Origin of the sequence: Neobacillus soli NBRC 102451 (genome assembly GCF_001591665.1) — a bacterium.
Taxonomy (GTDB): Bacteria; Bacillota; Bacilli; order Bacillales; family Cytobacillaceae; genus Neobacillus; species Neobacillus soli.
This window is the reverse complement of the sequence record NZ_BCVI01000022.1, coordinates 1-21,474: the sequence shown is the minus strand read 5'-3', so window position 1 is coordinate 21,474 and position 21,474 is coordinate 1. Positions and strand designations below refer to the sequence as shown.

At 41.9% G+C, this 21,474-nt stretch carries 21 protein-coding genes and 2 riboswitches; of the genes, 3 read left to right on the top strand and 18 right to left on the bottom strand.

The window, feature by feature from the left end:
* Positions 1-75 precede the first annotated feature (75 nt).
* Positions 76-351 (bottom strand): YutD family protein, encoded by a 276-nt coding sequence (locus BSO02S_RS09360; RefSeq protein WP_066065848.1) that lies wholly within the window; start codon positions 349-351, stop codon positions 76-78.
* 117 nt (positions 352-468) lie between these two features.
* On the opposite strand from BSO02S_RS09360, the gene BSO02S_RS09355 reads away from it, so the two are divergent.
* Positions 469-1,110 carry a YhcN/YlaJ family sporulation lipoprotein gene (locus BSO02S_RS09355; protein WP_066065845.1) on the top strand — a complete coding sequence of 214 codons (642 nt, stop codon included), beginning with the start codon at positions 469-471 and terminating at the stop codon, positions 1,108-1,110.
* A 61-nt stretch (positions 1,111-1,171) separates the two neighbouring features.
* On the opposite strand, the gene lipA is transcribed toward BSO02S_RS09355, so the two are convergent.
* A complete protein-coding gene (gene lipA / locus BSO02S_RS09350; RefSeq protein WP_066065842.1) occupies positions 1,172-2,089 on the bottom strand; it encodes a lipoyl synthase in 918 nt (305 codons plus the stop codon).
* Positions 2,090-2,309: 220 nt separating this feature from the next.
* Here lipA and BSO02S_RS09345 point away from each other — a divergent pair, with 220 nt between their 5' ends.
* Positions 2,310-3,302, top strand: coding sequence for a M23 family metallopeptidase (locus BSO02S_RS09345; RefSeq protein ID WP_218010600.1), 993 nt, complete (start codon positions 2,310-2,312; stop codon positions 3,300-3,302).
* A 24-nt stretch (positions 3,303-3,326) separates the two neighbouring features.
* On the opposite strand, the gene yunB is transcribed toward BSO02S_RS09345, so the two are convergent.
* From yunB to BSO02S_RS09265, 16 genes are all read right to left on the bottom strand, one after another.
* Positions 3,327-4,115: a sporulation protein YunB gene (yunB, locus tag BSO02S_RS09340; RefSeq protein WP_342351981.1), complete on the bottom strand. Its 789-nt coding sequence runs from the start codon at positions 4,113-4,115 to the stop codon at positions 3,327-3,329.
* A 118-nt stretch (positions 4,116-4,233) separates the two neighbouring features.
* Positions 4,234-4,536, bottom strand: a complete 303-nt coding sequence (locus BSO02S_RS09335) for a YunC family protein (protein ID WP_066065836.1) — start codon at positions 4,534-4,536, stop codon at positions 4,234-4,236.
* A 66-nt stretch (positions 4,537-4,602) separates the two neighbouring features.
* A complete protein-coding gene (locus tag BSO02S_RS09330) occupies positions 4,603-5,955 on the bottom strand; it encodes a bifunctional metallophosphatase/5'-nucleotidase (RefSeq protein WP_066065833.1) in 1,353 nt (450 codons plus the stop codon).
* An 8-nt stretch (positions 5,956-5,963) separates the two neighbouring features.
* Positions 5,964-6,785: a sulfite exporter TauE/SafE family protein gene (locus BSO02S_RS09325; RefSeq protein ID WP_066065831.1), complete on the bottom strand. Its 822-nt coding sequence runs from the start codon at positions 6,783-6,785 to the stop codon at positions 5,964-5,966.
* A gap of 89 nt (positions 6,786-6,874) precedes the next feature.
* Positions 6,875-7,720 (bottom strand): DUF72 domain-containing protein, encoded by an 846-nt coding sequence (locus BSO02S_RS09320; protein WP_066065829.1) that lies wholly within the window; start codon positions 7,718-7,720, stop codon positions 6,875-6,877.
* A 354-nt stretch (positions 7,721-8,074) separates the two neighbouring features.
* Positions 8,075-9,472 (bottom strand): Fe-S cluster assembly protein SufB, encoded by a 1,398-nt coding sequence (sufB, locus tag BSO02S_RS09315; protein WP_066065827.1) that lies wholly within the window; start codon positions 9,470-9,472, stop codon positions 8,075-8,077.
* A gap of 54 nt (positions 9,473-9,526) precedes the next feature.
* Positions 9,527-9,964, bottom strand: a complete 438-nt coding sequence (gene sufU / locus BSO02S_RS09310) for a Fe-S cluster assembly sulfur transfer protein SufU (protein WP_066065823.1) — start codon at positions 9,962-9,964, stop codon at positions 9,527-9,529.
* On the bottom strand, positions 9,954-11,183 hold the full coding sequence (locus BSO02S_RS09305; protein ID WP_066065821.1) for a cysteine desulfurase: 1,230 nt from the start codon (positions 11,181-11,183) through the stop codon (positions 9,954-9,956). Before BSO02S_RS09305 ends, sufU begins: the two co-directional genes overlap by 11 nt.
* Positions 11,183-12,493, bottom strand: coding sequence for a Fe-S cluster assembly protein SufD (gene sufD, locus BSO02S_RS09300; RefSeq protein ID WP_066065819.1), 1,311 nt, complete (start codon positions 12,491-12,493; stop codon positions 11,183-11,185). Before sufD ends, BSO02S_RS09305 begins: the two co-directional genes overlap by 1 nt.
* Before the next feature lie 21 nt (positions 12,494-12,514).
* A complete protein-coding gene (gene sufC, locus BSO02S_RS09295) occupies positions 12,515-13,300 on the bottom strand; it encodes a Fe-S cluster assembly ATPase SufC (protein WP_066065816.1) in 786 nt (261 codons plus the stop codon).
* A gap of 386 nt (positions 13,301-13,686) precedes the next feature.
* Entirely contained in the window at positions 13,687-14,517 is an 831-nt protein-coding gene (locus BSO02S_RS09290) for a MetQ/NlpA family ABC transporter substrate-binding protein (protein ID WP_066065814.1), read from the bottom strand.
* A 15-nt stretch (positions 14,518-14,532) separates the two neighbouring features.
* On the bottom strand, positions 14,533-15,198 hold the full coding sequence (locus BSO02S_RS09285; RefSeq protein ID WP_066065811.1) for a methionine ABC transporter permease: 666 nt from the start codon (positions 15,196-15,198) through the stop codon (positions 14,533-14,535).
* Positions 15,191-16,216 (bottom strand): methionine ABC transporter ATP-binding protein, encoded by a 1,026-nt coding sequence (locus BSO02S_RS09280; RefSeq protein WP_066065808.1) that lies wholly within the window; start codon positions 16,214-16,216, stop codon positions 15,191-15,193. The genes BSO02S_RS09285 and BSO02S_RS09280 overlap by 8 nt, the downstream gene beginning before the upstream one ends.
* A 155-nt stretch (positions 16,217-16,371) precedes the next feature.
* A riboswitch (SAM riboswitch) is annotated at positions 16,372-16,481 on the bottom strand.
* 132 nt (positions 16,482-16,613) lie between these two features.
* Entirely contained in the window at positions 16,614-17,930 is a 1,317-nt protein-coding gene (locus tag BSO02S_RS09275; protein WP_066065805.1) for an O-acetylhomoserine aminocarboxypropyltransferase/cysteine synthase family protein, read from the bottom strand.
* 71 nt (positions 17,931-18,001) lie between these two features.
* Positions 18,002-18,103: riboswitch (SAM riboswitch) on the bottom strand.
* 79 nt (positions 18,104-18,182) lie between these two features.
* Entirely contained in the window at positions 18,183-18,542 is a 360-nt protein-coding gene (locus tag BSO02S_RS09270) for a hypothetical protein (RefSeq protein WP_066065802.1), read from the bottom strand.
* 134 nt (positions 18,543-18,676) lie between these two features.
* Positions 18,677-19,939 (bottom strand): MFS transporter, encoded by a 1,263-nt coding sequence (locus BSO02S_RS09265; protein ID WP_066065801.1) that lies wholly within the window; start codon positions 19,937-19,939, stop codon positions 18,677-18,679.
* A gap of 238 nt (positions 19,940-20,177) precedes the next feature.
* On the opposite strand from BSO02S_RS09265, the gene BSO02S_RS09260 reads away from it, so the two are divergent.
* Entirely contained in the window at positions 20,178-21,095 is a 918-nt protein-coding gene (locus BSO02S_RS09260) for a nuclease-related domain-containing protein (protein WP_066065798.1), read from the top strand.
* Positions 21,096-21,474: the final 379 nt, after the last annotated feature.

Sequence of the window (21,474 nt, the reverse complement as noted above, 5' to 3'; positions counted from 1 at the left end):
ACAATTCTCAAAGCCAAAATTATTACTTTCTTATCTTTTAAAAAAATAAGAAGGGTCAGTTTAAACTGACCCTTCTCATTTTTTTACCTTTTTTAAGACAAAATAGGCACAGCCAAAATTGCAGTATTCATAGAGGTATTCACTTAAGGTGCTAATTTTTGTATCAAAAGTAGCCTTTTGGTTTTGATCGTCAAAGAAACCCTTTAATCGAAGCTGCCCATAGCCCCAATCACCAACAACATAATCATATCTTGTTAAAATATCACTGAACCTTGCTTTAAGGGCATCCTCATTAAAACCGTTCCTATTTTCTTGTATCACTTCGTAGACGGTGTTGTTTATTATAATCATGCTTTTTTCCACCTCATTTTACCAGTCGATTCCTATTTCCCATTATAACCGATTACCCATCAATTGCTAAGAAAAAAATCCTCCAATTGGCTATTCTAATAAAAGGAGGTGTTTTAGTTGAAAAAATTACTTATCATCGCTGGATTATGTACAATAACCGCATTAACAGGATGCTCGAAGGATAGCGCCAGCAATGACATTTATGATGAAAGCGGTAATACCATTAACGTAAATAATAAAAGGCATGAGCTCTACAACGAAGGCGGAAAACTTGGTGCACGCGACGTCAGCAACAACTATGGCTTTGTCCGCCACCAAAAAAGCCCGGTCATGAACGATAATACGGCGAATGATCATCTCACTGCACTTGACCGTGAACAGGTTGCCCATATTATTAGTAAGTATAGTACAAATATTCCCAATGTAAATGATGTGGCCACACTTGTCACGGACCAAGAAGTATTAATTGCCTATAATACCGATTCAAAGGACCGCAATCTAACAGCTGACCAGGTTAAAAAGACAGCATTTTCGGTGGTGCCAAGATACTACCATGTGTACGTCACAGACAATAGGGTGTTAATGCGCGATGTTGAAAATTTGGCCAATACTGATTCAAACAGCAGAAATGCCCGTCATTTAGTTAGTGGACTGATTACCCAAATGAAAAAATCTCCACAAGGCAGCAGGATGAACTACAGTGAAGACGAAAATGGTCTGACACCGGATGACCATAATTTGAATAAAATGAATCGCTAAAAAAGTAAAGCAAAGGGTCAGACCCTTTCAGTGTAAGAGGTCTGACCCTTTGTTAAATATTTTATGCTTCTTTTGCTTCTATTTCACCCAATAATTGCTTGTGCTTTGCCGCGGCGTTCACTTGTTCATCTGCATGATAGGATGAGCGGACAAGCGGACCTGCTTGACAGTGGCTAAAGCCTTTACTCATCGCAATTTGCTGGAATTCATTAAATTCATCAGGGCTATAGTATTTTTCTACCTTTATATGACTCTTTGATGGCTGCAGGTATTGGCCAATCGTCATGATGTCTACTTGATTCGCCCGTAAATCATCCATAACTTCAAGAATTTCTTCTCTGGTTTCGCCTAGACCAATCATTAAGCTTGATTTGGTTGGGATGCTTGGCTGCATTTCTTTGGCGCGGCGGAGGAATTCAAGAGAACGGTCGTACTTTGCACGGGCTCTGACTCTTGGCGTCAATCGTCTAACCGTTTCAATATTATGATTTAAGATATCTGGTTTTGCGTCCATTAACACCCGTAAGTTTTCTTCCTTACCACCCATATCGGACGGAAGAACTTCAATGCTTGTAAACGGGTTTTTTCTGCGAATGGCTCGAACCGTCTCGGCAAAAACAGCCGCTCCGCCATCTTTTAAATCATCGCGGGCTACTGCCGTTATTACCACATGCTTTAAGTTCATTAATTGAACAGAGTCAGCAACTCTTTCCGGCTCCTGCCAATCCAGTTCGGTTGGTAACCCAGTTTTAACCGCACAAAAACGACAGGCACGTGTACACGTATCACCAAGAATCATGAAGGTAGCGGTTCGTCTTTCAGCCCAGCATTCATGAATATTTGGACAGCGGGCTTCTTCACAGACCGTATGAAGATTTTTTTCCCGCATCATTTTCTTTAAGCCCTTATACGACTCGTTCGTGTTCAGCTTTATTTTTAACCAATCCGGCTTTCGTAAAATTTCTTCTTTCTTGCTCATATTTACACCCCTTGCAAACCCTTTTATGTATGGTACTTATGATGTCACTTTATCATACTGAAATAGGAACGACAAGCAAACATGATGTTTTTAAAATTTACTTCTAGCAGGCACGTTCGATTTTGGCGCTCCGAATTATCGTTTACCATTTATTAACCATAATGAAATAGTTTAGACTTTCATAAACTAAGCTTGTACATTAATCAGAAGGAGGCTTCCTGTGCGGGCTATTCTACTATTTGGAACTATCCTTTTATTCTTTACCACTTCATTTGCTGTCAGGGATGCTCATGCGCAAGAAACTGATCCATATCAGGAAAGAATGAAGCTTTATAAAAAGGTTGAAACCGTCACCCAAATTCCTTGGTATTACTTAGCGGCGGTTGATCAATATGAACGAAGCATTCGCCTGGTTCGCAGGGATCTGCCAAAGCCGGAAAGTACGATTGGAATTTACTTCCGGCCGGAAAAATGGGCTGGTCTAACAAATCCTAATCCCGAGGAAGAAAATCCCGGCATCATCCAATTTTTTAATGGGATGGGTGTCGATGGAAATGGAGATGGCAAAGCGAGTTTAAAGAGTGATGAGGATGTTTTATATGCGTTTGCCAATTATCTTCTTTCATATGGAGTTGACCACGATAATATTAAAATTGGGTTATGGAATTATTATCACCGCGATGAAACCGTAGGCGTCATTGCTGGAAAGGCAAAAATATACCGCCACTTTGGACGGCTTGATTTAGATAAACAGGTTTTCCCTGTTCCATTATACAGCAATCACAGTTATCGAAGCACCTGGGGTGATGCACGCGGCTGGGGCGGAAGACGAATTCATGAGGGGACCGATATTTTTGCTGGATATGGAGTTCCTGTCCGCGCAACAAGCTACGGTGTGATTGAAATGAAGGGCTGGAACAAGTTTGGCGGATGGAGAATCGGCATCCGTGATATTAATAATACGTATCATTACTTCGCCCATCTTAGCGGCTTTGCTAAGGATTTAAGCGTGGGGCAAATTGTCGAGCCTGGGATGGTAATCGGTGGTGTCGGAAGCTCCGGTTACGGTCCTCCGGGAACCTCAGGAAAATTCCCGCCCCATTTACATTATGGCATGTACAAAGACAATGGGATTACGGAATGGTCGTTTGACCCCTATCCACATTTAGCAAAGTGGAAACGCATGGAGCGAATGAATATGAAGCGGAAATAGGACTGTCCATGACGGATAGTCCTTTTAATTTCCTGACTTTTTCGAATCCGTTTTCTTTTCAGGGAGCTGAATCGAAGGTGTTATGCCGCCACCGCTGTTGTAAAATTGCGGTACCTCGCCTTCCAAAAGTGTACTGCCAACAGGGATGCTTTGTTGAAGCTTTGTAATTTTAGTCGCAAACGGTGTAATAATTTGAACCGAGACTTCTATTTCAACAGAAACCTGGACCCATGTATTATTAATCCCCATTTCTTTCGTCTTGATTTGCACATCCGGCACCACTTCACCAATGGCATGAAATCTTACCGGAATTTTTGGCCCAATATTCCCTAATAAAGTAATCTTCGTCGCCTGCCCTAATGGCACATACCAGACAATTCCATCCTCCTTTCCCGTATTCTCCGTTTCAATTTCAACATCGGATTCTAATAAGGCAATATCACCCTGCTTTGCTGTTTTTAAATTCTTTTGAATCTGCGCGGTTGTTTCCGCCAATACACGATTGATTAAATCCGTATTCAACTGGGCGTTTTGTTTTCTTCCATCGCTGCTTGGCGTTATTTTGATTACATTATTATTTTCCCCAACATTGGTCGTCCGTTTTGTAATCGCCCTATTAATGACAAGGGAAGCGATATTACGGGTTTCAGATTCAGCAATTCTCATTAATGTCGGCTCGATTCCTTTATTTACGAGCCACAAACTCATAGCGGTGGAGAAAAGGAAAAAGACAAATGATAGCAGCATGACATAGCGGAAAGGCAGCTGTCCCCGCTTTCGAATCCGTCTGCGAAACTTTGCCAAAGCAATCACCCCTTCCTGCTATATGTATGCTTGACAAAGAAGAACTAGCCTAATTAATTTCCGCTTGAAAAAGGCGCCCGTTATAACTATTGAAAAACGAAAAAAAGCCTGCTATCCCAGCAAGCTTTTAAATCATTTTCATTAGTGCTTCCTTGCCGACCATGCCTTGATGAATACCAATTTCCTCTGCCTCCCATGTTACCGATTCTAATGGGGCATTTAGAAGCTGGTCAATGGTTCTGACTCCGACGGCACGGCCGGCAATGATTTTGCGGTCTTTTAATTTTTCATTTAGTAAGCCGACATCTAAAGCACCGCACATGATATAGCCCTTATCGCTTGTCACCGCAAGCAAGGTTGTTTTTGGAAGTAACACAGAAACTGCCAGAAACGTATGGCCGTCAATTTCAACTGGTGAAAGATCTATCAAAGTTTCCCACACTCCTTTCCTTACCATCACAATATGATAAGGATAGGAATAAGTGTGGACATCAGTCTAGGTCTGCATTTGTAACTTCCATTTTAACAAATCCCGTAAAAATTCGGGGAGGAAATAGTTCTTATCCTTAGGTGGGATGACCTCTTTAAAAAAATGGCCAAAAGTAAACATATCCGGCAAAGCTATCGTGTAGTTTCTTTCATGCTCCAATTCCTCGCCTCCCACCAAAATCGTGTTTTCCTTAAAACTAATTTGATCATACACAAATACCCCTAAAACAGTTCCTCTAAAGCCCAGCCCTTTTATCTGTTTATGTGCTAGGCTTTCATCCTTCGACTGTACTATAACCTGCTCCAATTCCTCTCCGGTCAGTTCGATTACACATGGATTAATTGGATGGGGACAAATCGCGAGCAAATCATACTCGGTGACATCACCTGATAATGGTCCCAAAAGAAGCCCTGCATTTATCATCGCACAATCAGCGCTACACCATTCCCTTAATGCCCTCGCGAGGAATAGGGAAAAATTCGTGACATGAAATGGATCATTTATCAAAGGTTCATTTAACGTAGTGACCTTTTGGCTGAGCAACTCTTTTCCATTTAAAAAAAAGGCATCGATTTGCTCCTGCTCATCTTGAACTGGTGAAAGTGTCTCAACGTCATAAAGAATCGCATCCTTTTGCGTGATACCTTTTTGTTCATCCAGCTTGAGGGTAACATGGCCAACAAAATATCCATACTTCCCGGCCGCACCAAGGAGTGTTTCACCAACGTGCTTTCCTTTTTCAAGTACATGATGGGTGTGTGCCCCTAAAATAAGATCAATATCAGGCAATTCTGCCGCAATCCGCTCATCATCACGGAGGCCTAGATGGGAAAGTAAGATGATTACCTCCGCCTCTTCCTTTAAGGGTGTGAGCCATTTTTTCAACTCCGCAATCGGCTCAGTCAGCTTCCAGCCAAGTAGTTCATAAAGATGCACAAAGTGTGCGGTTAAACCAATTACACCGATCCTTGTTCCCTTTTTCGTCTGATAAATTTTATAAGGTTTCACCCAATTTGGGTAAATTTCGTCCTTTTTATAAAGATTTGCGACAAGAACATCAAATTGAGCATGATCATAGAGGTGGTTTAAATCGTCATGTGGCAGGTTAACCCCCTCATTGTTGCCAATCGTAACGGCTGTATATTGAGACTCATTTAAGAGCTCAATATTCCCCTTCCCTTTCGTCGCATCCGTGTACGGATGCCAGCGGTCAATAAAGTCGCCGATATCAAACAGAAAGACGTCCTCTCCCATTGCTTGATGCAGCTCTTTTTTTTCGGATAAAAACTGCCCGATTCGTGGCCAATTTTCTAAGTGGCTATGAACATCATTGGTATGATAAATATGTATCGTTTCCATTTTTAACCTTACCCTACAATCCCTTGATATATTAACCGGATTCCGACGACAAGAAGAATCGCTCGGATCATCCAGACAATCGTTTTGCTTTTTAGCTTCGAATTTAAAAATACTCCTACCTTTGCTCCAATCCATGCGCCTGGTACCAGTGCCAAAGCATAGAGCCAATTCACATTGCCTAAGGTAATATGGGTGATGGAACTTAGGATAGCCGTTGGCAGAATCATGAACATCGATGTGGCTGTTGCCACATGTGGTGGAAAGAAAAAGACAATAATCATTGTTGGAACCATTAAGGACCCGCCGCCGATCCCAAATATACCTGATAAAAGTCCCACCACAAACGAAATTAGAATGGCGATTGTCGGGCTAAACCCATATTCGAAAGTTTTTTCGCTATTATCAGTAAAGGTACGAACAATACCCTTATCTTTCCGATAGGGAATCGGCTTTAATTTATCTTTAACCAACAAAACAAGCGAAACAAAAATAATAAAGAGGCCGAAGTAAAGATTGAAAGAGTGCAAATCGAGCTTTTCGGTGACCCAGGCGCCAAGAATACTTCCTGGCCCACTTCCTATCAGGAAGATTAAACCACTTTTATAATCCACCGTTTTATGCTTCACATACGCTAACGTCGAGGAAAGCCCCGTAAAAATCATTGTAAAAAGGGAGGTTCCGACCACTACCTGGGGAGTGAGATGGCTGAACGCTGGCAAGGATGCCAGGTAAAGCAAGGCCGGAACAAGAATGATTCCACCACCCATGCCGATAAGCGATCCCAAAGAACTCGCAGCCAGCCCTACAAAAATTAAAATTATCCATTCCATTTGTTTTCACCTTCTAGTATCTGTCTATGTTTAATCTAGGTTGTGCACATCCATTTCCTAATATAAGTCTGACGGCACTGGTAACATGTTTAAAATAAATCCAGCTGCCTTGGGGCAAGTCCTTCATACTCTATCCCTAAATGATTCATCATTTCCTTGGCATTGTCAGCCGCGTCACCGCCGGAATTGTTGTTAAAAAGGAGATAAACATTTTTGCTTTCCTTGATTAATTGACCCACCCAATCAGCCCATTCTTGCAGTTCTTGTGGATTATAGCGGTAAAGATAGCGCACCTCACGCCAATTTTCAGCCTTGCGTTTTTGCCAGCCGTGGACGTTGCGGCCGTGAAATCTGACAAGGACTTTATCAGGGTGAGTTGTCTTGAGCACCGTTGGTATTGAACCCTCTCCTGATTGCGGTTCATCGCAAATACTGTGAATCCATTTTTCAGCTTTCATAAAATCGAGTGTCTTTTGTCGATACCCGGGTGCGAACCACGATTGGTGTCTGAACTCAAGGGCGCAAGGAATGTCGCCCATTTCATGTTTACACCACCTCAAATAATCAACATTTACCTTTTTACAGGAAAACCACGGTGGAAACTGAAATAGTACCATTGCTAATTTATTGTTTTTTATGTATGGGTCGAGAGACTCCTTAAAGGCCTGGAACATCGCTGGCCTGTTTTCAAACGGAGTGGCCCCTCGCAGATGACCGGTCATGCCCTGGTAGGTTTTGACGATAAACTGGAAGCCTCCTGGCGTTTCATTGACCCACTTCTCCGCATTTCTGATTGGCTGAATCGCATAAAAGGCCGCATCCACTTCGACAATTGGAAAATGGGCTGCATACACCTTTAATTTGTCTCTTGAAGAAATTTGACCCGGGTATAAGCTGTCCTGATCACCCCAGCCTGTTACACCAATATAGATCAATAAAACTCACCTCCAACTATTAATAATAGCATAACCATTTTTAGAAGTTGCTAGATTTTTCGATTTACGAAGGTAAAGATGTACATGGAGCCATTCCGACAGTAAACTGTTGCTTTCCGACAGTTAGCCGTTGCTATCCGACAGTTAGCTGACTCACCCGACAGTAATTCGCTGCTATCCGACAGTTAGCCATTGCTATCCGACAGTTAGCCGACTCACCCGACAGTAATTCGCTGCTATCCGACAGTTAGCCGACCTCATCCGATAGTAAGCCGCTGCTATCCGACAGTATGCCGATTTTCAACACAAAAACCCGCCTGCCAACGCAGCAAGCGGGTAAATTTTTCAATAATATTAACCGATGGAGCCTTCCATTTCGAACTTAATGAGACGGTTCATTTCCACGGCGTATTCCATTGGTAATTCTTTTGTAAATGGCTCAATAAAGCCCATGACGATCATTTCAGTTGCTTCTTGCTGAGAAATACCACGGCTCATCAAGTAGAAGAGCTGCTCTTCAGAAACTTTTGAAACCTTCGCTTCGTGCTCAAGCGAGATGTTATCGTTTAAGATTTCGTTGTATGGAATCGTATCGGATGTCGATTGATTATCCATAATTAATGTATCACATTCGATATTAGAACGGGCACCATCGGCTTTACGGCCGAATTGAACCATACCGCGATAGGTTACTTTCCCGCCATGCTTAGAAATCGATTTAGATACAATCGTTGATGAAGTGTTTGGAGCTAAATGAATCATTTTCGCCCCGGCATCCTGGTGCTGACCTTTACCGGCAATCGCAATCGATAATGTCATCCCGCGCGCGCCTTCACCTTTTAAAATAACTGCTGGATACTTCATTGTTAATTTCGAACCGATATTACCATCAATCCATTCCATTGTTGCGTTAGCATCACAGACCGCACGCTTCGTAACAAGGTTAAAGACATTATTTGCCCAGTTTTGAATCGTTGTGTAGCGGCAATATGCATTCTTTTTAATAACAATCTCAACAACGGCACTATGCAGTGAGTTGGTTGTATAGACTGGTGCTGTACACCCTTCCACATAATGAACGGATGCGCCTTCATCAACAATGATTAACGTCCGTTCAAATTGTCCCATATTTTCGGAGTTAATCCGGAAATAGGCCTGTAGCGGAGTATCCACTTTCACACCTGGTGGTACATAGATGAACGAGCCGCCAGACCAAACAGCCGAGTTAAGTGCAGAAAACTTGTTATCTGTCGGCGGAATTGTTTTTCCAAAGTGTTCGCGGAAAATATCTTCATTTTCTCTTAAAGCTGAATCTGTATCTTTAAAGACAATCCCTAAATCCTCAAGTTCTACCTTCATGTTATGGTAGACAACCTCTGATTCATATTGCGCTGAAACCCCGGCAAGGTACTTTTGCTCCGCTTCCGGAATGCCAAGCTTATCAAAAGTTGCTTTGATTTCCTCAGGTACTTCATCCCATGACTTCTCGGATTTTTCTGATGGTTTTACATAATAGGTAATTTCATCAAAGTTTAAAGAAGACATATCGCCGCCCCATTGCGGCATTGGTTTGCTATAAAAAATTTCGAGTGATTTAAGGCGGAAATCTAGCATCCATTGTGGTTCATTCTTCAACTTAGAAATTTCTTTCACAATTTCAGGTGTTAAACCACGTTTAGATCGGAATATGGAAACGTCTTTATCGGCAAAACCATATTTATAATCACCGATTTCCGGCATTTTCTTCGCCATCGTCTGTTCCTCCATTTCTAAAACGAATAAGGCCTAAAAATGCCCTATTTCATCCTATTCTTGTTCGTCTTCCTTCAATCCTTTTTCCATCGCCTTCCACGCTAATGTGGCACATTTGATGCGCGCTGGAAACTTAGAAACACCTTGAAGTGCTTCGATATCACCTAAATCAATATCGTCATCAAAGTCTTTTCCTTGAATCATATCGGAAAAGATTTTTGACAGTTTTAATGCATCCTCGACATTTTTTCCTTTAATCGCTTGCGTCATCATCGAAGCAGACGACATCGAAATCGAACAGCCCTCGCCCTCAAACTTGGCATCCTCAACAACACCATTTTCAACTTTAAACGTTAATTGAATCCGGTCGCCGCAGGTTGGGTTATTCATATTAATCGTATGGCTGCCATCTTCTAAGACACCGCGATTACGAGGTTTTTTATAATGGTCCATTATGACTCTTCGGTAAAGTGCATCTAAATTAGAAGACATCGCTGAAATACTCCTTCGTTTTGACAAGTCCTTCAACAAGTTTATCAATATCATCTTCTGAGTTGTATAGGTAAAAGCTGGCACGAGCAGTGGCTGTAGCTTTAAGCCATCTCATCAGCGGCTGGGCGCAATGATGTCCGGCACGGACAGCAATTCCTTCCGCATCCAACACCGTTGCTACATCATGTGGGTGAACGTCACTAATATTAAAAGTAACCAGTCCTGCCCGCTTCGCCGCATCTAGCGGACCATAAATGGTCATACCGGGAACGGTAGACATTTTTTCTAATGCATAAGCCGCCAGCCGATGTTCATGCTCGGCAATTTTGTCTAAGCCAACTTCATTTAAAAAGTCAATGGCAGCCCCAAGGCCAATCGCTCCGGCAATAATTGGGGTACCTGCTTCGAATTTCCACGGCAGCTCTTTCCAGGTTGATTCGTACAACTCAACGAAATCAATCATTTCGCCGCCGAATTCAATCGGCTCCATTTTTTCAAGCAGCTGTTTTTTTCCGTAAAGGACACCAATGCCGGTAGGACCGCACATTTTATGTCCTGAAAAAGCAAGAAAATCACAATCCAAATCTTGAACATCAATTTTCATATGGGGCGCACTTTGGGCACCATCCACAACCATAATTGCCCCGTTTTCATGGGCAATTTGGGCAATTTCTTTGACCGGATTAATGACGCCAAGTACGTTTGATACCTGCATAACAGAAACAATCTTCGTGTTAGCCGTAATCGTTGCCCGTACGTCATCAAGTGAAAGCGTCCCATCCGCTTGCAGCGGAATATATTTTAACTGGGCACCTGTCCGTCTCGCTACTTGCTGCCACGGAATAATATTACTATGGTGCTCCATATAGGTAATAACTATTTCATCGCCTTCTGTTACATTCGCTGCCGCATAGCTTGCTGCCACCGTATTTAACGAAGTCGTCGTTCCTCTTGTAAAAATAACTTCTTGAGTGGACTTGGCATTGATGAACTTACGGACTTTTTCCCTTGCACCTTCGTAAGCATCGGTAGCTCTTGTTCCAAGTGTATGCACACCTCGGTGGACATTTGAATTTATTTCACGATAATATTTTTCAATCGCCTCAATGACTTGAACAGGCTTTTGCGATGTCGCTGAACTATCCAAATAGACAAGTGGATGGCCATTAACTTCCTGATCCAATATGGGAAACTGCTTACGAATTTCGGTGAAATTCATTAGCGTACTTTCCTTTCAATCACTTCAGTTAACTGTTTCTTTACTCCTTCAATCGGAAGCTGATTGACAACAGGGGCAAGGAAACCATGGATCACTAGGCGCTCTGCTTCTTTTTTGGGAATTCCGCGGCTCATTAAATAGTAAAGTTGAACATTGTCAACCCGGCCGACTGAAGCGGCATGACCTGCCGTTACATCATCTTCATCAATTAACAAGGCTGGATTTGCATCCCCGCGTGCCTTTTCGCTAAGCATGAGGACGCGAGATTCTTGTTCTGCATTTGATTTGGATGCACCGTGTTCAATTTTACCGATTCCGTTAAAAATGGAAGTTGCACTGTCTTTCATGACACCATGCTTTAAAATATAACCTTCACTATTTTTCCCAAAGTGAACAATCTTCGTCGTAAAGTTTTGCGTTTGCTCGCCTCGTCCAACAACAACGGTCTTTGTATCGCCATATGAGCCATCACCAATTAAATTCGTTGTGTTTTCTGAAATCGTATTACCTTCATTCATTAAACCTAATGCCCATTCAATTCGACCGTCTCTGCCGACAACGCCTCGACGGTTTACATAGGTGGTGATTCCTTTTGCAAGGGTATCAACAGCCCCAAATGTTACCTTCGCATTTGCATTAACAATCACTTCCGCCAAAATATTGGCAACGGTAGTTGAAACTTCCATTGTTGAGATGTAATTTTCAACATAAGTGACGGAGCTATTGTCTTCCGCAACAACAATAACATGGTTAAACAGATTTGCCTCTGCATCATCGTGTACATAAACGGCTTGAATTGGTTCTGCAATTTCCACATTCTTCGGAATGTATAGGAAAACTCCGCCATTTACTAATGCCGCGTTTAGGGCAGTAAGGCGATGTTCGTCAGCATTGATCGCTTGTGTCATATAATACTTTTTCAATAGATCGCTGTGTTCTCTTGCAGCTGTAAAAATGTCGGTAAAGATAACCCCTTTGCTCTTTAGCTCTTCAGACAAAGATAAAAAAGCAGGCGTTTGATTATGTTGAATATATAAGTTTTTATGTTCAGCATCGATATCTACTAATGCCTTTACTTCTTCTGGCAATTCAGCCAGCGATGCATAGGGAGCACTTTTTACCGTATGCTGAGTGAATTGTGTGAAATTCCACTTATCAATCCTTGTTTTGTCAGGTCTTGGCATTGGCAGCTGTTCGAAGCTTTCTAATGCCTTTAGACGAAACTCTTCAAACCAAGCAGGCTCGCTCATTTCTTTTGAAAAGGAGCGGACATTGTCCTTATCAAATGATAATTTTATTTCTGTTGTCATTATAATCCTCCTAACACTCTCTTACGCTTCATGCCCAACTGTTTCATCTTCAATTCCAAGCTCGTGTTTGATCCAGTCATATCCTTCCGCTTCTAAGCGTTGTGCCAGCTCTGGTCCGCCTGATTTTACAATACGGCCTTGCATCATTACATGCACATGGTCAGGAGTGATATAGTCTAAAAGTCGTTGATAGTGAGTAATAATTAAACAACCGAAATCTTCGCCGCGCATTTCATTAATTCCCTTTGAAACAACCTTCAGGGCATCGATATCAAGACCGGAGTCAATTTCATCTAAAATAGCAATTTTCGGCTGAAGCATCATTAGCTGCAAAATTTCATTACGCTTCTTCTCACCGCCAGAAAAGCCTTCATTTAAATAGCGCTGTGCCATATCAAGATCCATCTCAAGGAATTCCATTTGCTTATCCATTTTACGAATGAATTTCATTAATGAAATTTCATTTCCTTCTCCAAGGCGGCTATTAAGTGCTGAACGTAAAAAGTCCGCATTTGTTACGCCGTTAATTTCACTTGGATATTGCATCGCTAGAAATAGACCTGCACGTGCGCGCTCATCTACTTCCATTTCAAGAACATTTTCCCCATCTAAGGTAATGTTTCCGCTTGTTACTTCATATTTTGGGTGACCCATAATGGCAGAAGATAAAGTGGATTTACCCGTACCGTTTGGACCCATGATTGCGTGGATCTCTCCACCTTTTATTTCAAGGTTTACACCTTTTAAAATTTCTTTCCCATCGATTGCTACATGTAAATCTTTAACCGTTAAAGTTGAACCAGCCATATTTATACCTCCGAAATGAAAGTTTTGTATCTTATAGACCGTAATGGTCGATAACTCTATTCTCATTTTATTCTCATTACAATCTTATAACAAATGAAATGTATTAGCAACTCCCAAACAGTAAAAACAGGAGAGCAATTTTCATTAAGCTTATCCCAAATGAGAATGAAAAGAAGAGAATAGTGAAAATTCAGACGACTATTCGTTTATGTAAAACACATCCGATTTAAATGATACTCTACTTTTTAATGTTTTGCCAATGGTTATGTGTGTTTCATTACCTATCTATTTTTACCAATTCCACTGATTTGGTGTCATTGAAAAATAGGAAAAAAGCCAGTGAACCTTCCACTGACTTTCTGCCTTTCTACCTATTAAAATGCTCTTTATTCAGAAACCGACACAACGGCCCCTTTGTATTTTTCTTTGATGAAGTCTTGGATTTCTTTTGATTTGAGTACTTCTACAAGTGTTTTGATGGTTTCTTTGTCTTTGTCCTCTGAACGAACAACTACAAGGTTTGCCGGAACAACGTCATCGCCTTCAAAGGCAATTCCATACTTTCCGATGTCGACTCCGCCTTCTAATGCGTAGTTCGTATTAATAACAACCGCATCACCTTCACCGCTTTCGAAAGAAGATGCTAATAATTTGGCTTCAATTAACGTTGAGAAATCAAGGTTCTTTGGATTTTCGATAATATCCTCAACTCTTGCATTCGCGCCAACGCCTTCTTTAAGCTTAATTATTCCTGCCTTTTCAAAAATAGGTAAAATACGACCATGGTCACTAAATGAATTACTCATGATTATTTTTGCACCTTTTGGAAGGTCTTTTAAGCTCTTATATTTTTTAGAATAAATTCCGATTGGTTCCTTATGAATTTCGCCTACACTTACAAAATCAAAGTCCTTATTATCTTTCATTTGCAGGTCTAAATACCCTGGTGTTTGAAAATAGTTAGCATCCAGGTCTTTATCTTTTAACGCTACGTTTGGCAGGATATAATCTTGAAAAACTTTGATTTCTAGATCAATGCCTTTTTCCTTTAATATTGGTTTTGCTGCTTCTAAAACTTCTGCATGCGGTACAGCAGTTGCACCAACAACTAATTTCTTGTTACCATCTTTTCCTGCCGTATCTTTTTTGGCACCACCGCAAGCTGTAAGGGCAAATGCTAGTAACGCAATTCCAATGAAACTAAATACCTTTTTCATATATAACTCCTCCTGTTATCGTTTATCTGTTTTCTTTGTAAAATAATCTCCAATAAATTGGACAATAAAAACTACAATTAGGATCGCAATCGTGGCAACTAACGTGACAAACGGTTTATTGCCCTGAAAACCATAGAGGTAGGCAAAGTTTCCAAGTCCGCCAGCTCCAATGACTCCGGCCATTGCCGTAAAGCCGACGAGCGAAATAGCTGTAACGGTAATCCCTGAAATTAATGCCGGTAAGGATTCCGGTATTAGTACTTTAAAAATAATATGGCCATGGGTTGCTCCCATCGATTGCGATGCCTCAATCACACCCTTATCGATTTCCCTAAGCGCAATTTCTACCATTCGCGCATAAAAAGGGGCAGCACCAATAATGAGTGCTGGAAGCGCCGCATTTGCCCCGAGCATCGTCCCAAGCAATAATTTTGTAAAGGGAATTAATAAAACTACTAAGATAATGAAGGGAATAGATCTGAAAATATTGACAAAACCGGCAACCACGACATTAACAGTCCGATTGGCCCATATATTCCCTTTATCAGTTAAAAACAACAGCAGACCAAGTAATAATCCTAAAACAAATGTCGCAAACACGGAAATGGAAGTCATATACATCGTTTCACGTGTTGCTTCAATTAATTTGTCCCACTTTACCATTTCCATAAAATCAGCCATTACTGATCACCTCCACGCCGACTTGCTGTGAGTGAATATAATCGATGGCCTTCTGTATTTCGCTTGATTGTCCATCCAAATGAATAAACAATGTTCCGTATGAGCCGTTTTGCGTGTGTGAAATTTTCCCTTGAAGAATATTGACAACAACGTCGAAATCCCTGATTAAATTTGTGATTAATGGCTGTTCTGTCGCTTCTCCAACAAACGTTAGCTGAACAACTTGCCCCTCGGGATAACGTTCGAGCAGATGGTCGGTTGTTTCTTTCGTTTCTTCCGGTTCTGTTACCTGCTGGACAAAACGTTTGGTAATTGGCTGCTTCGGATTTTTAAACACATCCAGTACCGGACCTAGCTCAACCACTTTTCCGCTTTCCATCACTGCTACCTTGTGACAGATTTTCCGAATCACATGCATTTCATGGGTGATTAGAACAATCGTTAACCCAAGCCGCTTATTTATATCAACTAACAAATCCAATATCGAATCTGTCGTTTGTGGATCAAGTGCAGAGGTTGCTTCATCACAAAGAAGTACCTTTGGATTGTTAGCAAGTGCTCTGGCAATCCCAACCCGCTGCTTTTGTCCGCCACTTAACTGTGCGGGATAGGCATTTTCCCTGCCCTCAAGACCGACTAGTTTAATTAATTCCTCGACTCTTTTCTTCCTTCGTGCACTATTAACACCAGCAATCTCAAGTGGGAAGGCAATGTTCTCGCTTACCGTCCTTGACCACAACAAATTAAAATGCTGAAAAATCATACTTATTTCCTGACGTGCCTTCCGAAGCTCACTGCCCTTAATCTTCGAAATAACCCGACCTGCCACCGTAACGGTTCCATTGGTTGGCAGTTCAAGTCCATTTAACATCCGGATCAAGGTACTTTTACCTGCACCACTATATCCAATCACACCGAAAATTTCTCCTTCTTTTACTTCCAGGTTGACATCATCGACCGCTTTCAGCTGCCCCTGTTTGGAAGGAAAGATTTTTTGGACATTCTTGATTGATATCATTAAATCACCTGCTTTTTATCTTGTTTACTTAAAATTCTGATATATTTTGATTATAACGTTCTGCTTAAATATAGAATTTTATTTTGTGGACTGTATTTTCAGCAAAATAAAATGCCTTCCGCATAGGCAGAAAGGCATCATAAAAACAATCCTTTCTCCCATCTCCCAAAGCAATTGCTTTGTGTGAATTGGCACCATTTCAATAATAAATATTGACGGTTGCCGGGCTTCATCGGGCACATCCCTCCACCTCTCTTGATAAGAGTTAACAGCATTCTATATTCAATTAACACGTTAATTTGTTTAAGTAATTATATTACGAAATTTATCGTAACACGGATAATTTGGGGTGTCAATGAAAATATCATCATTCTTGGAAAAATGGATTTAGGTAATTTTAGGCATTTGCCTTTAAGGATACGATACCAGTTGCTGCCTCAATCGCTGATTCGAGATCCTCGATTAAGTCCTCCACATTTTCAATTCCAATCGAAAGGCGAATTAAATCTTCTGATACACCTGCTGATTTCAAGCCTTCCGCATCTAATTGCTGGTGGGTGGTGCTTGCCGGATGAATAATTAAGCTCTTTGCATCTCCAACGTTTGCAACATGGGCCCAAAGTGTAATCGCATCAATTAATTTCGCTCCTGCTTCTTTTCCACCCTTAATCCCAAAGACAACCATAGATCCCGCACCTTTTGGTAAATACTTTTGCGCTAATTCATGATCAGGATGTGACGTGTGTCCTGGGTAAGAAACCCATTCTACTGCCGGATGACCTACCAAATAATCGACGACATCTTTTGTATTGGCGACATGCTCCTTCATCCGGACATGGAGTGTCTCAAGCCCGAGTATGAACTGGAAGGAGTTTTGTGGACTTAAAGCAGGTCCAAGGTCTCGTAATAATTGCACCCGCGCTTTGATAATATAGGCGACTGCTCCTAATGCCTCGGCATATACAAGGTCGTGATAGCTGGCATCCGGTGTCGTGAAGCCAGGGAATTTCGGCGAATTCCAGTCAAATTTCCCGCCATCGACAATGATGCCGCCGGTTGTCGTGCCGTTACCTAAAAGCCATTTTGTTGCTGAGTGAATGACAATATCCGCCCCATGCTCAATTGGTCTGCACAGGTATGGGCTAGCAAAGGTATTATCAACAAGTAACGGAACCCCTGCCTCATGGGCAATATCTGCCACTTTTTTAATATCGAGTACGCGCAAGCTCGGATTACCAATCGTTTCAGCAAAAACAGCCTTTGTTTTTTCAGTAATCGCCGCACGGAAGTTTTCCGGATCTTCAGGGTCAACAAATTTCACCTTAATTCCGTATTTAGGAAGCGTTACGGCAAATAAATTATACGTCCCGCCATAGAGATTTGATGCGGAAACAATCTCATCACCTGCTTCAGCAATGTTCAAAATCGCAAGAGTAATCGCCGCCATGCCGCTAGCCACCGCAAGGGCTCCCACTCCGCCTTCTAACAAGGCCACTCTTTCTTCAAAAACGGTTGTTGTTGGATTGTGAATACGGGTATATATGTAACCAGGTTCCTTTAAACCAAATAGGTTTGCCGCATGTTCGGTGTTCTTAAATTGATAGGCATTGTTTTGATAAATCGGAACAGCACGAGCACCAGTCACCGGATCTGGAGACAACCCTCCATGAACACTCAATGTTTCAAAACGATACTTCTTTTGATTTTCTCCCATACTCGCTTCCTCCTTATTTTCAATTTAACAAACAAAAACCCCCGCTTCAGAAGAAGATGGGGGTCCCACTCTTCTCATCTTCCAGAGCTTGCAGCTCTGCTGGATTTAGCACCGTGTTTCAAACCGGTTGCCGGGCATCGTAGGGCCAGTCCCTCCGCCACTCTTGATAAGAATGCTTATTAAATTATTTTTATTAATCGAATATTTAAATAATACTTTACATGAAGATTAATTCCGAGTCAATACCTTTGATTAAATTATTTTTGCAAATTGCTGGTGGTCACGTGCCTTTGTTAAAAAGAAAATAGATTCTAGCAATAATTGCGTGCGTAATGGGGCCGAAACCCTTAGCAGCCCCCGTTGCTGGAGAACTCTTAATCTTTCACGCCCTTCAATCAACTGTCTCATTGCGGATTCGTTTCCGCTAATCTGGTGTTTTGTCTGCTGTTCCTCTGCCGCTTGCTCGATGAGAATTTCGCTATTTTTTATCAACAGCTGAATGGCTTGTTGATCACAATGAAATGCCACTTGTAAATCAGCCTGGCTAATTAATGGAAGGACATGCTCCTGCTCTTTGATTGCCATTTGAAAGGTTTTCATTGCCTCAATCATTTCCACCACTCCGGTCTACTCTCTTATATTTACTATACAGCAGCAGGAGGTGGATTCCCTTTCAAATCGGTCGACAATTATCTACTTTTTGGGGTGGCATTTGAAAATTTCCTGAGAAATATGTCGGATTCTTACTAGATTTTGACGGAAGCTGCCGTTTCTATTTTAGTAGAGAATCCTTTAAATACTAGGAAGAAATAAACGGAACCCATTAGATATAACACGGCTGTAATCGTGAACACATAGGAATAGCCCCAATACGCGCCATATTTTACAACAATCCCAGTGGAAACCGGTCCCATTAAGGCCCACCCTAAATTAAATACCATTTGGTTAACAGAATTGGCGAGGCCCTTCATTGAGTCGTTCACCTTCGACATCATTAATGACATTTGAATCGGGTTGCCGGCATTCATCAACGCTTGGCGGAATAAAAATCCAATTGCCGCGAGCCATAATTGGTGTGTATAGGCTGTCAGCAGCAGAAACGGAAGGGATGCAAGCTGCAAATAGACAACCGCTCTTACGTCTCCCACCTTTTTGACAACAAGCGGACCAATAAACATCGCCAACGCGGTTGCCGCCTGGCCAAGTGAAATAATTAAACCTATCGATGTCGTGGACGCGCTAAAGCGGTCGGCAAAATACAAATTTAGATAGGGAATAACGAGTCCAGCCCCAAATCCAATTAATAGCTGTGCAAAGGCAAATAAAACGATGAGCTTCATTCCATCATTTTTCCAGGATATTGATTGAAAAAGCTTCTTCTTTGCCTTTGTTTCCTTCTTTTTAGGAAGCTCCCGGAAGCGCGTAGTCGGGACAAGGCCCACTAAATAGATGAGCGCCCCAATAATCAGCGTGTAGCGAATACTATTTAAATCGCTGACAAAGAGCGAAAATAAATCAGTCAACCCCCCACCCAAAAGTGCCCCGACCACATTTGCGGCCGTCATAAAGGCAAAATGGAGACTAAATAAATTCACCCGCTGCTCTGCAGTGGAATTTTCGGCCAGCCAGGGAATGCCCGAAACCTGCAAAAAAGCCATGGTCAAGCCGCTGACAAAGGCAAGCGTTATTAAGGTACCTTGCTCAGAAACCATACCCCTAAATATCAAAATAATTCCGGATAGTAAGATTCCATAAAAAATAACCCTTTTTCGCCCCACCCGGTCGCTAATTATGCCTGCCGGAATTAAAATGATGGCTGTTGCGAGGGAGGTCATCGAAATAACCTGCCCATTGACCCCTTCTGAGAATCCCAGCTTGCGGATATAAAAGTTATAAATCACCATGAAAATCCCGAGACCAATTTGCGTGAAAATATTGGCCATAAAGCTTAACTTAATATTGCGGTTATATGTAGTAAATTGTGCTGCCCAATTATGATAGAAGGCCATTGCTTTCGCCCCTTAGAGTATTTCGTATCCCTAAGTATCATAAGGCAGGAGGGAAGTTTTTGTAAATATTAATTTTTCATATATTTCAGATGGGGTGGAATTTTGTGAAAAATGTTAAAAAATATACAAATATTATTCAGCGGCTGCTGGGGTTTTTTTATAAAATGAAATTAAAGAAAACTCGTCGATTGGCTAGCCGGCAGGCGAAGATACACTAATGCGAAAAAGGAAGTGGAATATGAGCTTTAAGCCACGTTTTGAACCAAGTGAGGTAACACTTCTGAGATTATTGAACGCGCGGATGGAATTAGCAGAAAAGGACAAGCAGCGCTATCAGCGCCTAGTTAAGGGTTTTGAAGGTGAAGTAATGTTTGACGCATTGACGGAGAAGCTTCAGTGTCGAAGTAATATTTTAAACGAATTGTTACTGGAGTCAAACGGAAGTAAGTTTCAAATTGATTCATTAATTATGACTCAAGAGCCTTTATGCCTTTTCGAAGTGAAAAATTATGAAGGTGATTTTTATTTTAAAAATGACAGGTTTTATATGCTTGCCAAAAAAGAAAAGGAAATTAAGAATCCACTGCTCCAGCTTGAACGATGCGAATCACTGCTCCGCCAGCTGCTCCAGAATCTCGGAGTGAGCATACCTATTGAGGCCTATGTTGTCTTCATCAACCCCCAGTTTCAATTATATCAAGCTCCTCTTAACAAACCCATTATTTATCCGAATCAACTTCCTAGATTTATGGAGAAATTTGATAAAAGACCTTCACAATTAAACGGATTTCATAAAAAGCTGGCTGACCAATTAGTTTCCATGCACCAGACTGAATTACCTTATGGCAAGTTACCTGGTTATGATTTTGCTCGGCTGAAAAAGGGGATGACTTGTGCTCCATGCGGTTCATTACAGACAATTGTTGCTGATAGGAATCTTGTATGTGAAGTTTGTGGGCACATGGAGGAGATTGATCATGCTATTTTGCGGAGTGTGGTGGAATTGAAGCTGCTTTTTCCGGATATGAAAATTACCACTGGTGTTGTGTATGAATGGTGTGGGGTGGTAGGGTCGATTAAGACAATTAGGAGGGTTTTGATGCAGAACTATAGTGCTATTGGGAAGAAAGAATATAGTTTTATTAATTTGAAATAACCTGCTCTTTTTTAAGATGACTTCACCGTGCCCGGGCTCGGCTTTTTATACTTCGACGGGCACTCTGGGCTCTTCACAGTGCCCGGGCGCGGCTTTTTTTGACCTCGACGGGAACTCTGAACTCTTCACAGTGCCCGGGTGCGGCTTTTTTTGGCATCGACGGGCACTCTGGGCTCTTCACAGTGCCCGGGCGCGGCTTTTTTTGGCATTGACGGGCACTCTGGACTTTTCACAGTGCCCGGGCGCGGCTTTTTTTGACCTCGACGGGCACTCTGGACTCTTCACAGTGCCCGGGCGCGGCTTTTTTTGGCATCGATGGGCACTCTGGACTCTCCACAGTGCCCGGGCGCGGCTTTTTTTGACCTCGACGGGCACTCTG